The sequence below is a fragment of the Nitratireductor rhodophyticola genome (assembly GCF_019891355.1).
In the GTDB taxonomy this organism is placed as follows: Bacteria; Pseudomonadota; Alphaproteobacteria; order Rhizobiales; family Rhizobiaceae; genus Nitratireductor; species Nitratireductor rhodophyticola.
This window is the reverse complement of sequence record NZ_JAHSSF010000004.1, coordinates 329,005-342,145: the sequence shown is the minus strand read 5'-3', so window position 1 is coordinate 342,145 and position 13,141 is coordinate 329,005. Positions and strand designations below refer to the sequence as shown.

General features: G+C 62.7%; 11 protein-coding genes. 8 read left to right on the top strand and 3 right to left on the bottom strand.

The window, feature by feature from the left end:
- Nucleotides 1–30 precede the first annotated feature (30 nt).
- Both KUG85_RS17125 and KUG85_RS17120 read left to right on the top strand, forming a co-directional pair.
- Complete coding sequence (locus tag KUG85_RS17125) at nucleotides 31–615, top strand: TetR/AcrR family transcriptional regulator (protein ID WP_065815764.1); 585 nt, start codon at nucleotides 31–33, stop codon at nucleotides 613–615.
- Between the two features lie 69 nt (nucleotides 616–684).
- Nucleotides 685–1,542 carry an alpha/beta fold hydrolase gene (locus KUG85_RS17120; protein WP_255606462.1) on the top strand — a complete coding sequence of 286 codons (858 nt, stop codon included), beginning with the start codon at nucleotides 685–687 and terminating at the stop codon, nucleotides 1,540–1,542.
- Here the strand turns inward: KUG85_RS17120 and trhO are convergent.
- Nucleotides 1,539–2,489, bottom strand: coding sequence for an oxygen-dependent tRNA uridine(34) hydroxylase TrhO (trhO, locus tag KUG85_RS17115; protein ID WP_223006177.1), 951 nt, complete (start codon nucleotides 2,487–2,489; stop codon nucleotides 1,539–1,541). The two genes, KUG85_RS17120 and trhO, sit on opposite strands and share 4 nt — an antisense overlap.
- Before the next feature lie 161 nt (nucleotides 2,490–2,650).
- On the opposite strand from trhO, the gene KUG85_RS17110 reads away from it, so the two are divergent.
- Together KUG85_RS17110 and KUG85_RS17105 are read left to right on the top strand one after the other, a co-directional pair.
- Nucleotides 2,651–3,529, top strand: a complete 879-nt coding sequence (locus KUG85_RS17110; RefSeq protein ID WP_223006176.1) for an N-acetylmuramidase domain-containing protein — start codon at nucleotides 2,651–2,653, stop codon at nucleotides 3,527–3,529.
- Between the two features lie 131 nt (nucleotides 3,530–3,660).
- Nucleotides 3,661–4,299, top strand: coding sequence for a 2-dehydro-3-deoxy-phosphogluconate aldolase (locus KUG85_RS17105; protein WP_088941525.1), 639 nt, complete (start codon nucleotides 3,661–3,663; stop codon nucleotides 4,297–4,299).
- Between the two features lie 72 nt (nucleotides 4,300–4,371).
- Here the strand turns inward: KUG85_RS17105 and KUG85_RS17100 are convergent, their stop codons facing one another.
- Nucleotides 4,372–6,075 carry a DUF882 domain-containing protein gene (locus tag KUG85_RS17100; protein ID WP_223006175.1) on the bottom strand — a complete coding sequence of 568 codons (1,704 nt, stop codon included), beginning with the start codon at nucleotides 6,073–6,075 and terminating at the stop codon, nucleotides 4,372–4,374.
- Between the two features lie 280 nt (nucleotides 6,076–6,355).
- Nucleotides 6,356–7,864 (bottom strand): sigma-54-dependent transcriptional regulator, encoded by a 1,509-nt coding sequence (locus KUG85_RS17095; protein WP_223006174.1) that lies wholly within the window; start codon nucleotides 7,862–7,864, stop codon nucleotides 6,356–6,358.
- Between the two features lie 155 nt (nucleotides 7,865–8,019).
- On the opposite strand from KUG85_RS17095, the gene KUG85_RS17090 reads away from it, so the two are divergent.
- The 4 genes from KUG85_RS17090 (at nucleotide 8,020) to KUG85_RS17075 (ending at nucleotide 13,131) form a co-directional block, all read left to right on the top strand.
- Complete coding sequence (locus KUG85_RS17090; protein WP_007008583.1) at nucleotides 8,020–9,879, top strand: M3 family oligoendopeptidase; 1,860 nt, start codon at nucleotides 8,020–8,022, stop codon at nucleotides 9,877–9,879.
- A 285-nt stretch (nucleotides 9,880–10,164) separates the two neighbouring features.
- Nucleotides 10,165–11,295 (top strand): aminodeoxychorismate synthase component I, encoded by a 1,131-nt coding sequence (locus KUG85_RS17085; RefSeq protein ID WP_223006173.1) that lies wholly within the window; start codon nucleotides 10,165–10,167, stop codon nucleotides 11,293–11,295.
- A gap of 14 nt (nucleotides 11,296–11,309) precedes the next feature.
- Complete coding sequence (locus KUG85_RS17080) at nucleotides 11,310–11,594, top strand: YciI family protein (protein ID WP_223006172.1); 285 nt, start codon at nucleotides 11,310–11,312, stop codon at nucleotides 11,592–11,594.
- Between the two features lie 91 nt (nucleotides 11,595–11,685).
- Nucleotides 11,686–13,131 (top strand): homospermidine synthase, encoded by a 1,446-nt coding sequence (locus KUG85_RS17075; RefSeq protein WP_065815755.1) that lies wholly within the window; start codon nucleotides 11,686–11,688, stop codon nucleotides 13,129–13,131.
- Nucleotides 13,132–13,141 lie beyond the last annotated feature (10 nt).

The following is a 13,141-nucleotide window of genomic DNA, read 5'->3' as shown; positions in this document are numbered from 1 at the left end:
GGAGGTGAATTTTATGCAAGATGGTACAAAATGATTGCACGCCGAGGACGCCCGCCAGCCTATGACCGCGAAGCGGCGCTGATGGCCATTGCGGAGGCCTTTCGCCTGCGCGGCTATGCCGCTGCCTCGCTGGACGAGATCGCGCGGGCGGCGGGGATGAACCGGCCCAGCCTTTTCGCCGCGTTCGGCAACAAGAAGGCCATGTATCTGGCCGCCCTTGAAGACTACCGGCGGCGGATGGAGCAGGCGGTTTCGCCAGCGCTGGAGGGCGAAGGGCCGCTGGGCGATGCGCTGACGGGGTTCTTCGACGCGGCCATCGGCTTTTATGGCGAGGGGGCTGCGCCGGGCTGTCTCGTTCTGTGCACGGCGACGGCGGAAGCGCCGGCCGATGAAGAGATCGCCGCCGCGCTGGCGGACACGATCAGCGGGATTGAGGCGCAGCTTACGGCGCGGATTGCGCGCGAAGCGGCTGACGGTGAAGCAGCGGGGCTGGCGCAGTTGATGGTGTCGGTTCTGATATGCATTGCCGTTCAGGCCCGTGCGGGCGCGGACGAGGCGGCGCTGAAGCGCTTTGCGCGCGCCAGCGTGGCTGCGGCATTGCGTCAAGCCCTGTGATCGCGCTTTGACATTTCGCGCATCCGGTGGCACTGGCTCCAGCCCGATTTTCAAATGCAAGGCATTCACGTGACCGACGTTGTTTCCCACACCCTGACCCTTTCCGATGGACGCCGTCTCGGCTGGCATGAATGGGGCGCGTCTGCGGGCCGTATCGTGATTTTCTGCTCCGGCGCTGGCATGGCGGGGGCGATCCCGTTTGGCGGCGCGGCGGCAGAGCGGCTTGGCCTGCGGATTGTCGCGGTGGACCGGGCGGGGCTCGGCGCGTCTGACGCGAACCCGGAAAAGAGCTTTCGGAGCTGGAGCGCGGATGTGGCGGCACTGCTGGCGCATCTGGGGGAAGACAGTGCGCTTGCCATGGGCTTTTCGCAGGGCGCGCCGTTTGCGCTGGCGCTGGCGGATGCCGGCGTGGCGAAGGCTGTGGCGCTGGTTTCGGGGCAGGATGAATTGTCTGCGCCGGAAGTGCTGTCGCAATTGCCCGAGCCTGTCGCCAACATGGTGCAGTTAGCCAAGGATGACCCGGCGCGTCTGGAGGCGGACATTGCCGCCTCTGCGACCGCCGAATGGTTATGGCAGATGATCGAGACGATGAGCGGGCCGCAGGACCGTGCCTATTATGCCGGCGAGGCGTTCGCGCCGCTCTATCGCGCAGCGCTGGCGGACGGGTTTCGGCAGGGGGCGGCGGGGTATGCCCGCGACACGCGGCTTGCCATGGAGCCCTGGCCGTTCCGAGTCGAGGAGATTGCCTGTCCGGTGGCGTTGTGGTTCGGCCTTGCCGATACGAGCCCGGTGCATTCGCCGGACTTCGGTGCGACGCTGGATGGCCGTTTCGTCAACAGCACGCTGCACCGGCTTGAAGGCGAGGGCAGCGCCATTCTGTGGAGCCAGGCGGGCGCGATCCTTGAGGATCTGGCCGTAGCGGTCTAGGTCTTGTGCTTCTCTGACGGCGTGCCGATGGGGAAGCTTTCGCCGCGCTGTTCGGCCAGTTCCACCTGGCGCTGGCGCTCGGCATAGCGGGCGCGGTCTGCTTCGCTGCGGGTTTCGGCGCAATGCGGGCAGGAAACGCCTTCCTGAAACAGCGGGGAGGCGCGCTCCTGAGGCGTCAGCGGATGCCGGCAGGCGCGGCACAGGGTTGCATCGCCTTCTTCGAGGCCGTGGCGGACCGAGACGCGCTCATCGAACACGAAGCACTCGCCTTCCCACAGGCTTTCTTCGGGCGGAACCTCTTCCAGATATTTCAGGATGCCGCCCTTGAGGTGATAGACGTCATCGACGCCGATCAGCTTCATGTAGGCGGTGGCCTTTTCGCAGCGGATGCCGCCGGTGCAGAACATGGCGACCTTGCGGCCCTTGAGGCGGTTGAGGTTGCGCTCGGCCCATGCGGGAAAGTCGCGGAAGGTTTCCGTTTCCGGATCTTCGGCGCGCGAGAAGGTGCCGATGGCGGTTTCGTAGGCGTTGCGGGTATCAACGACCAGCGTGTCGGGATCGGCGATCAGCGTGTTCCAGTCGGCCGGCTCCACATAGGTTCCCACCTGATTGACGGGATCGACCTCGGGCACGCCCATGGTGACGATCTCCTTCTTCAGCCGCACTTTCATGCGGTGGAAGGGCATTTCGGAGGCTGTGCTGTATTTGACCTCGATGCCTTTGAGGGCGGGGATCGTTTCCAGATGGGTGATCAGCGCGTCGATGGCCTCGGGCGTGCCGGCAACGGTGCCGTTGATGCCTTCGGCGGCCAGAAGAAGCGTGCCGCGAATGCCACGTTCGCAGCAAAAAGCCGCAAGCTCGGGGCGCAGCGCCTCATACCCTGGCAGGTCGGCGAAACGGTAGAGCGCGGCGACGCGAAATCTCTGTTCAGGCGTGGAAGAAATCATGCGCGGTCTCCTACGCTTCTCCCCGTCGGCTTGCAAGAAAAAGCGGGGTTCCGCCATTGCCGGGGCGTCGTGACGGGTCATTTAAAATTGTATCATATTCAATTTATCCCCCTGTGGTTGTGCTGACCGATAATTGCCGAAAGCAATGACGGGCGAGAGCGATGTTTTCAGAAGCAGCAATCAGGGAAATCGGCGAAGCGGCTTTACGGGCAGGAATTGAGCCGGCTCTGCTTCTTGCGGTGGCCCAGGTGGAGAGCGGTGGCAGGTCACATGTCATGGTTCGCGGTCGGGCGGAGCCGGTGATCCGGTTCGAAGGGCATTATTTCGACCGAAGGGTTGCTGGCAGTAAGCGGGCGGAGGCGCGGGCGGCGGGGCTGGCTTCGCCGGAAGCCGGCGGTGTCGCCAATCCGCGCGGTCAGGCCGAACGCTGGGCGCTTTTTGAGAAGGCTGCGCGCATGGACAGAAAGGCCGCGTGCGAATCCGTTTCCTGGGGGCTGGGGCAGGTGATGGGAGCACACTGGAGCTGGCTCGGCTTTGCCGATGTGGAGGCGCTGGTGGCCGAGGCCCGGAGCGGGACCGCCGGGCAGGTTCGTCTGATGCTGCGCTACATCGAGAAGGCGGGGCTGAAAGAGGCTCTGGCTGCGCGGAACTGGGCACGGTTTGCGCGGGGCTATAACGGACCGGGCTACAGGCGCAACCAGTATGACAGGAAGCTCGCCCGAGCCTACCGGGCCTATGCGGCACGGGAAACACCCGATGCGGGCGATCTGCTACGGATCGGTGCATGGGGCGCTGCGGCGGAGCGCCTTCAGGCGATGCTATGCGCACTGGGCTACCCGGTGGCCGTGGACGGGGTGTTTGGCGCACGGACGGAGATGGCTTTGAAGCGCTTTCAGAAAGAGGCCGGCCTTGTTGTGGACGGCGTGGCGGGAGACGCGACATGGCGCGCGCTGCAGAACGCTCTGCCTTTTCGCGATTTGCTGCGGCGCCTTTGGGGCCGGTTGACCGGCTTCTGGACGCGTTTGCAAACAGACAATTGAGGTTTGCGGCTTGCCAGTTTTGGGAGAAAAGTGTTCATGGGCGGCGAAATACGTGTATTGAACCGTTTTAACGGTGCGGTTTCGCCGGAAATGTAGAGGCTTTGAGGAGACGTGTGCACATGAACGCTGCCATGCAGAAGAAGAACGAGGTGCTGCTGGCGATCCTGGAAGGTCAGCCGGTGATCCCGGTCTTGAAGATCGACCGCCTGGCGGATGCCGTGCCGCTGGCGCGGGCACTGGTGAAGGGCGGGTTGCCGGCCATCGAAATCACGCTGCGCACGCCTGACGCCATCGACGCGATCCGTCTCGTCAGCGAAGAAGTGCCGGAGGCGATTGTCGGTGCCGGCACGATCCTGACCTCGAAGGACTTCTCCTACGCGGTGGCGGCCGGTGCGCGGTTCATCGTCAGCCCCGGCATCACGCAGGAGCTGCTCGATGCGGCATCGATGTCCGAGGTGCCGTTCCTGCCTGGTGCGGCAACGCCGAGCGAGGTGATGGCCGCGCGTGAGGAAGGTTACAGCCTTCTGAAGTTCTTTCCGGCCGAGCAGTCGGGCGGCGCGCCCTTCCTGAAAGCTCTTTCCTCGCCCCTGGCTTCCATCCGTTTCTGCCCGACGGGCGGTGTCTCGCCGAAGAATGTGCATGACTATCTGTCCTTGCCGAATGTGATCTGCGTCGGCGGCTCCTGGGTCGCGCCCGACAAGGCGATCGAGGCCGGAGACTGGGCCTCCATCGAGGCGCTGGCTCGTGAGGCAAGCGGCCTCAAGGGCTGAAAAAGCCTGTTCTCAAACGAAAAAAAAGCGGGGCCCCGGAGCCCCGCTTTTTCGTTGTCTTGCAGGCCTGCCTCAGTTGGTGCGGAAGCGGGCCATGGAGATGAAGTTCACGGCCTTGCCGCTGAAGCGGGTGGCGTCCGCCACGGTGATATCCTGCTGGAAACCGGTCGTGTAGACGGTCTCGGGCGAGCGGACGAACTCACTGTCAAACGCCGGCGGATGGGTCGGCCGCGCGGCTTCGGTCAGCATGGAGTTCCGGCTGAGCGCGCGGCTCGGCGCCTCACCCCCGCTGGCGACCACGACGGGCTGCGCATCGCGGATCACGTCAGCCGGGCCGGGCTTGGCCGATTTACGGGTGCTGCGTGCACGGCTTTCGTGGCGCGTTTCCGTTGCCTGATCCGCACGGGCGAGAAGCGCTTTGCGGGGGGTGGCTGAAACCGGCTGTCCACGCTCTTCCTGCAGGGCAGCGGCAGCCGTTTCAGGTTCCTTGTCGGCAGCGAGAGCAAAATCGCTCTGCTGTGCCGCTGGCTCCGCCTGCGGGCGCGGTTCGGGAAGTGCGGCGAGCGTGAACTCGTCGGCCACGGCGCGGGCGGGGCGGCTCGACGGAACCGGCAGATAAGCGGCCGTTGTAATCGGCTGCGCGGTCTCCGCGTCGTCGGCCAGAACGCCGGCAATGGCATCCGGTGCCTCGGTCTGCGCCGAGGCTATCTGCACAAGAGCTTCCTGGGTCGCGGCATCAGGCGCATATTCCGGGCGACGTGTCGGGATCGGTATGTTCGCGGCCACGAGAACCGCGGTTCCGGCCTGCTCAGGCGTGGCCTGCTCGGTGATGGCGGGTGCTTCCTCGACAGGCTTGACCTCGAAGGGCAGGGGCTGGCCCACGGCCACATCCGGTCGCGGTGCTGCGCGCGGTGTCGGCAGGCTACGCTGCGGCAGGGCGGCGAGGATCGTGCTCGGGGTTTCGGGCTCGGGCTGCGGTGCGGGCGCTGCTGCCGGCGCCTGAGGCCGGCGCGCTGCCGGCTGCCGCGCCGCAACCGTCGTGGTCTCGGCGGTATCCTCTTCCTCGTCGGCACCGCCGCCGAAGAGCGCGGCCAGGAGACCGCGGCCATTGCCACCGCCGCCATTGTCACGCGCAACCTGAATGGAGCCGCCGTTGCGCTTGCGCGCTTCGTAGGCGGCAACTGCCTGCTTGTATCCCGGCAGAGGTTTGCCGTCGGTTGGAACATGCATGGTCTTGCCGTCGGGGAATACGGCCAAAAGCTGCTTGCGGCTCATGCGCGGCCAGTGGCGCACACCGCCGACATCAATGTGAATGAAGGGCGAGCCCGAACGCGGGTAGTAACCGACGCCGCCAGCTTCGTACTTCAGTGCAGCGTTGCGCAGGCTGGCAAGCTTGACGCCTGGAATGTAGAAGTCGATTGCCTTGCCAAGCATGTGCTGGCTCTTCTTTGCAACACCGCTTGAACGGCTGCGAAGCATGGCGTTGGTCTTGGGCGAGCGGTAGGCGGAAACGACGTGGATATAATCGCGTGCACCGGTGGTGCGATAGACCTCCCAAAGCAGGTCGAGAACCTTCGGGTCCATATTGGTCGGTTCGTTCTGTCGCCAGTCACGCAGGAAGCGGTTTACCTGTTTGAGGCCGCTCTGGATGTAGCGCCCGTTTCGCTTGTAGGTGATCTCGGCGCGTTCCTTCGTGTGGATGAAGTAAAGCTTCAGGGTGCGTGTTTCGGCGTTAGCGGCGGGCGCAGCTGCGACCAGCGCGCCGACTGCAAGCATCAAACCGGCGAGGAGCCTCACGCGTACAAGCGCAGGCAAGCGCCATCCAAGAACGTGAACGTCGTTTTGTCTCAAGATCCGTGGCCTTACAGGCTGGTGTTTGTCCCCCGAGCCTCAGGCCCGGACTGTGTGGTTCCCACCTTCCGATTATTCCATTTAATGGTTAATTCGATCTTATTAAAGGAGGAATGCGCGAAGAGGATGGCGATATCGTGGCAAAACGTGACAAGCCGCCGCAGGGTAAATGCGGGGTTAATGTCTGGACTGTGTCCCCGGTGCCTCAGTCGTCTTTCGCGCGCGGGCGTTCTGCCGGATCGATGCCCATGTCCTTGAGTTTTCGATAAAGCGTGGAGCGTCCGATGCCCAGGCGCCGCGCGATTTCACTCATCTGGCCGCGGTAGTGATCGAGGGCAAACCGGATCACATCGCTTTCGATCTCCTCCAGTGGGCGTACATTCCCGTCTTCGTCCAGTGTGGCAACGCTTCCCGGCAGGTCTTGAACCGTAGGCGCTTCCCGATGGGGAAGGTCACGACGGTCTGTCGGCAGTGCCGCCGCAGGGCTATCGTCGGCCGATACTGTTCCTGTCTGGGCCTCGTATGGATCGATGCCTTCGACCTGAGCGAGGATCTGCGGGAAGTCAGCCGTGTCGAGCACGCTCGTTTCGCAAAGCACGACTGCCCGGAAGACGGCGTTTTCCAGTTGTCGAATATTGCCGGGCCAGTCGTAGCTTTCCAGAAGCGCGAGCGCTCTGCGCGATATGCCGGTGATCCGGTTTGAAGCGCTGTCGCTGAAGCGGGCAATGAATGCCTGCACCAGAAGAGGAATGTCATCCCTTCTCTCGCGCAGCGGCGGCACCATGATTGGGAAGACATTGAGGCGGTAGAACAGGTCTTCACGAAACCGACCTTCTTTGACGCGCTCAATCAGGTTCTGGTTGGTCGCCGAGATCAGGCGGATGTCGACCTTCTGTGTGCCGCGCCCGCCGACCGTGTCCACTTCGCCCTGCTGTACGGCACGCAGGAGCTTGACCTGTACGTCGAGGGGAAGGTCGCCGATCTCGTCCAGAAAAAGGGTTCCCGTATCGGCTTCGGCGAATTTGCCGATGCGCTTTTCCGTTGCGCCGGTGAAGGCTCCTTTTTCGTGGCCGAAGAGAATGCTCTCCACCAGCGTATCGGGGATCGCGCCGCAGTTGACCGTGATGAAAGGCTTTCGGCGGCGCCGGCTTTCGCTCTGGATCGCACGGGCGATAACCTCCTTGCCGACACCGGATTCCCCTTCGATCAGGATGGGTATGTCGCTGGCGGCGGCCTTCTGGCCCAGCATGATGACCCGCGCCATGGACGGGCTGTTGGTGACCAGATCATCAAGAGAGGATGCCTCGGCCGGTCTGCCGCCACGGCGCTGGCGGGTCTCCATGGCGCTGACCCTGAGGGCGTTTTTTATGGCTGCCCCAAGTCGGGCCGGGGCAACGGGCTTGACGATGAAATCGAAGGCGCCGGCGCGCATGGCTTCGACCGCCGTGTCGATGCTGCCGCGCGATGTCTGCACGATAACCGGAATGTCAGAGCCTTCGCCGCGAAGGCGTTCGAGCATTTCGAGCCCGCTCATCTGCGGCATGACGAGGTCGAGCACAATGGTACGCGGGGCCTGCTCGGCGCGTTCCAGCACACCCAGCGCCTCCTGACCGTTCTCTGCAAGAAGCGGCGTGTGACCGAGTTTCTCCACCGCAGCCTGAAGAAGGCGGCGCTGGACCGGGTCATCGTCGACTATGAGAACGGCTTCGGACATGTCGCAATTATGCAATGGCGTTACGATATCGCGCGCAGTTTTCCGGCGCGGGCTGGATCAAAATGGCATAGGCTTCTAAACAAGGGTTCAAGAATCCCGGTGAACGAAACCTTTCGGCACCGTGGACGGACAGCGATTTCGGCAACGAGGATTACATGGCCAACAACACTGACAGGGCCCGTCGCCCTGCGGCAACGGATGCGGCGCTAGCGGCTGAAAACGCGTTTTCGGAACTCGGCAATCTGCCGGAGTGGAATCTCGCCGATCTGTATCCGGCAATCGAGTCACCCGAACTGAAGCGCGATCTCGATCGTGCCGCCGCGGAAGCGGCCGGTTTCGAAACCGCCTGGAAGGGCAAGCTTGCGGACGAGGCTGCAAGGGGTCCGGAAGGCAGGCTGGGCGAAGCGGTTGAAGCCTATGAAGGCATTGAGGAACTGATGGGCCGCATCGTCTCCTATGCGGGGCTTCTCTATGCGGGCGATACGTCAGACCCGAAGCGTGCGAAGCTTTATGGCGACGTGCAGGAGAAACTCACGGACGCAAGCGCACATCTCATCTTTTTCACGCTGGAGCTGAACAAGATCGAAGACGCAGTGCTCGACGCAGCGCTGGAAGCCGATCCCAGGCTTGCGCACTACAGGCCCTGGGTGCTCGATATCCGTCGCGACAAACCCTACGAACTCGAAGACCGGGTCGAGCAGCTTTTCCACGAAAAGTCGGTGACCGGGCGTGGCGCCTGGAACCGCCTGTTCGACGAGACCATGACCAGTCTGCGCTTCACGGTGGACGGAGAGGAACTGGCGCTGGAGCAGACGCTCAACCTGTTGCAGGATGCGGATGGTGAGAAGCGCCACCGGGCGGCGCAGGCGCTGGCCGATACTTTCTCGAAGAACCTGCGCACATTCACGCTGATTACCAACACACTGGCCAAGGACAAGGAAATCTCCGACCGCTGGCGCGGGTTCGAGGACATTGCCGATTCCCGCCACCTGGCAAACCGCGTGGAACGGCCGGTCGTGGATGCACTGGCGGAAGCCGTGCGCACCGCCTATCCGAGGCTTTCGCATCGCTATTACGCCATGAAGGCCAGGTGGCTGGGCATGGATGTGCTGAACCACTGGGACCGCAACGCGCCGCTGCCGGAGACACCGCAGGCGGTGATCGGCTGGGACGAGGCGAAGAATACGGTGCTCGACGCCTATGCCGCGTTCGATCCGCGAATGGCAGAAATCGCGGGCCGCTTTTTCGATCACAACTGGATCGACGCGCCGGTGCGTCCGGGCAAGTCGCCGGGGGCGTTCGCTCACCCGACCGTTCCCTCCGCGCATCCCTATCTGCTCCTGAACTATCTCGGCAAACCGCGTGACGTGATGACGCTGGCGCATGAGATGGGGCATGGCATTCACCAGGTGCTGGCCGGAAAACAGGGGGCGCTGATGGCGCCGACGCCGCTCACGCTTGCCGAAACGGCCTCGGTTTTCGGCGAGATGCTCACCTTCCGCTCGCTGCTCGACCGAACGACCGAAAAGCGCGAACGCAAGGCCATGCTGGCGCAGAAGGTGGAGGACATGCTCAACACGGTCGTGCGCCAGATCGCCTTTTATGAGTTCGAACGCAAGGTGCATGCCAAGCGCCGCAGCGACGGTGAGCTGACCTCCGATCAGATCGGCGAATTGTGGCTCGACGTGCAGAAGGCGTGTCTCGGTCCGTCGGTGAAGCTGCGCGAGGGATATGAGACGTTCTGGGCCTATATCCCGCACTTCATCCACTCGCCTTTCTATGTTTACGCCTACGCCTTCGGCGACTGTCTGGTGAACTCGCTCTTCGCCGTTTACCAGCAGGCTCCGGAGGGTTTCCAGGAACGGTATTTCGCCATGCTTGAGGCCGGCGGCACGAAGCATCATTCGGAGCTTCTGGCGCCTTTCGGCCTCGATGCGAGCGACCCGGATTTCTGGGGCAGGGGGCTTTCGGTGATCGAGGGGCTGATAGACGAGCTTGAAACGCTCGACGGCTAGGGTCAGGACTCAATAATATGACCACAATGGCGATCGATAGACCAAGAGATGCAAGGAAAAGCCCGCAGAGCGGGGTTCTTCCCCCGGTCAAGGGGTTTGACGCGGCAGGTCGCCAGTCTATCGAACGTCCTTCGGATCGGCCTGATTTGCACGGGCTACTTTGTCGCAAGACCTTGAAAGACATGAAGTCTTCCTGTGGTCTTGCTTCGCGTATCCGCACAAATCAGGCCGACCATTGTGGTCATATTAATGGGTCCTGACCCTAGGACAGGTTTCTCAGACACGATGCCCGCCGATATTCGGGGCCAGGTTCTGATCCGCGACGACGCGGCCGGCCGGGAGCTTTGCTTCTCCCGGCCGCGCGCGCTCCTGACTGCGAGAGATGCCGAGACGTTCGAGATCATGCTCGACCGGGCAGAGAGGGCGCGGCGCGACGGTTTCTGGCTTGCCGGTTACATGGCCTATGAGGCCGGTTATCTGCTGGAGCCGAAGCTCAGACCGCTCCTGCCGGAGGGACGGCGTGGCCCACTCCTTTGCTTCGGCGTCTTCGATCCTCCGGAGGATCGCCCGGTTTCCAGACCGGCGGTGGCGGATGCTGCGCTCGTCGATGCGAAACCGGCATGGAACAGCTCCGACTATGAACGCCGTTTTGAACGTCTGCACGGGCATCTGCGGGCAGGCGACTGCTACCAGGCGAATTTGACCTTCCCCATCCAGGCCAGGTGGCACGGGGAGCCTGCGGGGCTGTTCGATGCGCTCGGCGCACGCCAGCCCGTGCGGTATGGGGCGCTGGTCGAGCTCGGCTGGCCGGTGATCGTTTCCCGTTCGCCGGAACTGTTTTTCCAGGTTTCGCGGGACGGCTGGATCGAGACCCTGCCGATGAAAGGTACGGTGCCGCGCGGTGCGACGCCCGAAGAGGATGCGGCACAGAAGGCGTTTTTGCGCAACGATCCGAAGAACCAGGCGGAAAACCGCATGATCGTCGATCTCCTGCGCAACGACATTTCCCGCATCAGCGAGGTGGGAACGCTGGAGGTGCCCGAGCTTTTCCATGTGGAAACCTATCCGACGGTTCATCAGATGGTGAGCCGGGTCCGCGCGAGGATCAGACCAGCGACGGGTCTGCGTGAAATCTTCGCGGCGCTCTTTCCCTGCGGTTCGGTGACGGGGGCACCGAAAATCCGCGCCATGGAGATCCTGCGGGAACTGGAGACTGGCCCCCGCGAAGCCTATTGCGGTGCGATCGGCTGGGCGGCGCCCGACGGTACGATGCGGTTCAACGTGGCGATCCGTACGGTTTCGCTCTTTGCCGACGGGGAAGCAATCTACAATGTGGGTGGTGGCGTGGTGTTCGATTCCACAGCCGATGGCGAATATGAGGAAGCGCTGCTCAAGGCGCGCTTTGCGATGACCTAAAAGGGGGACCGGTGATGTTTATCGTTTCGTTGCGCTATGTGGTGCCGATCGAGGATGTCGAGCCGCATATGGAAGGGCATATGGCCTGGCTCGAGAAATACTACGCGAGTGGGACATTCATTGCTTCAGGGCGCAAGGTGCCGAGGACGGGCGGTGTCATTCTCGCGCGCGGCGACCGCGAAGCCCTCGAAGCCTGTTTGTCGGAAGACCCTTTTGCAGTGCATGGCATCGCCGAAGTCGAGATCACCGAATGTGCCATTTCACGCACGATGGAAGGGCTTGGCGCGCTTAAGGAATAGCCAGGGACAGGACCGGAACCGCATTTGCGCTTTATTGTGACACGCTTCTGTGTTTTGGAGGCTCAATCGTTCTGTTTTGGAGAGGCGTGTAATGGCTGACAGGAAATGGCCCATCCATGGTGAAATCACCGGCCCGGTCGTGATGATCGGCTTCGGCTCAATCGGGCGCGGAACGCTGCCGTTGATCGAGCGCCATTTCAGGTTCGACAAATCGCGCATGGTCGTGGTGGATCCGAACGATGCGGATCGCAAGCTGCTCGACGAACGGGGCATCCGTTATGTGCAGGCGCATGTCACGAAGGACAATTACAAGGACCTGCTCAAGCCACTCCTGACAGAAGGTGAAGGGCAGGGCTTTTGCGTAAACCTTTCGGTCGACACGTCATCGCTCGACCTGATGAAACTGTGCCGCAAGCTTGGCGTGCTCTATATCGACACGGTGGTGGAGCCCTGGCTCGGCTTCTATTTCGATGACAAGGCCGACAATGCCTCGCGCACCAATTATGCGCTGCGCGAGACGGTGCGTCGGGAAAAGGCCAAGAATCCGGGCGGCACCACAGCCGTTTCCACCTGCGGCGCCAACCCCGGCATGGTGTCCTGGTTCGTCAAGCAGGCGCTGGTGAACCTGGCGACCGACCTGGGGCTCGACTTCGATGAGCCGGGTGTCGAGGACCGCGAAGGCTGGGCAAAGCTGATGAAGAAGTGCGGTGTGAAGGGCATTCACATTGCCGAACGCGATACGCAGCGGACCAAGAAGCCGAAGCCCATGAACGTGTTCTGGAACACCTGGTCGGTGGAAGGTTTTATCGCCGAGGGGTTACAGCCGGCCGAACTCGGCTGGGGCACGCATGAGACATGGAAGCCCCGGAACGCGCGCAAGCAGAAGAAGGGCAACAAGGCGGCGATCTTTCTGGAGCAGCCGGGTGCCAACACGCGGGTGCGAAGCTGGTGCCCGACGCCGGGGCCGCAGTATGGCTTCCTTGTCACCCACAATGAGTCGATCTCCATCGCAGATTTCTTCACTGTGCGTGACGGGAAGGGCAAGGTCGTCTACCGGCCGACCTGTCACTACGCCTATCATCCCTGCAACGATGCAGTGCTTTCGCTGCACGAAATGTTCGGCGCCGAAGGCAAGGCGCAGCCCGAGCAGCACGTTCTTGACGAGAACGAGCTGGTGGACGGGATGGATGAACTCGGCGTGCTGCTCTACGGGCACAGGAAGAATGCTTACTGGTTCGGTTCGCAGCTCACGCTGGAAGAAGCGCGCGAACTGGCGCCTTATCAGAACGCTACGGGTCTTCAGGTGACCTCCGCCGTGCTTGCGGGAATGGTTTGGGCGCTGGAGAATCCCGAAGCGGGTATCGTCGAGGCCGATGAGGTGGACTATCGCCGCTGTCTTGATATCCAGTTGCCTTATCTGGGACCTGTAAAAGGCTACTATACGGACTGGACGCCACTTGAGGGCAGGCCGGGGCTTTTCCCCGAGGACATTGACGAATCCGATCCGTGGCAGTTCCGCAACATTCTCGTGCGTTGAGCGGGGATGC

Bases quoted from the DNA above. Each gene is read 5' to 3' on its own strand.
- KUG85_RS17125 (WP_065815764.1), top strand. From the start codon at position 31: ATGATTGCACGCCGAGGACGCCCGCCAGCCTATGACCGCGAAGCGGCG.
- trhO (WP_223006177.1), bottom strand. From the start codon at position 2,489: ATGATTTCTTCCACGCCTGAACAGAGATTTCGCGTCGCCGCGCTCTAC.
- KUG85_RS17110 (WP_223006176.1), top strand. From the start codon at position 2,651: ATGTTTTCAGAAGCAGCAATCAGGGAAATCGGCGAAGCGGCTTTACGG.
- KUG85_RS17105 (WP_088941525.1), top strand. From the start codon at position 3,661: ATGCAGAAGAAGAACGAGGTGCTGCTGGCGATCCTGGAAGGTCAGCCG.
- KUG85_RS17100 (WP_223006175.1), bottom strand. From the start codon at position 6,075: ATGCTTGCAGTCGGCGCGCTGGTCGCAGCTGCGCCCGCCGCTAACGCC.
- KUG85_RS17095 (WP_223006174.1), bottom strand. From the start codon at position 7,864: ATGTCCGAAGCCGTTCTCATAGTCGACGATGACCCGGTCCAGCGCCGC.
- KUG85_RS17090 (WP_007008583.1), top strand. From the start codon at position 8,020: ATGGCCAACAACACTGACAGGGCCCGTCGCCCTGCGGCAACGGATGCG.
- KUG85_RS17085 (WP_223006173.1), top strand. From the start codon at position 10,165: ATGCCCGCCGATATTCGGGGCCAGGTTCTGATCCGCGACGACGCGGCC.
- KUG85_RS17080 (WP_223006172.1), top strand. From the start codon at position 11,310: ATGTTTATCGTTTCGTTGCGCTATGTGGTGCCGATCGAGGATGTCGAG.
- KUG85_RS17075 (WP_065815755.1), top strand. From the start codon at position 11,686: ATGGCTGACAGGAAATGGCCCATCCATGGTGAAATCACCGGCCCGGTC.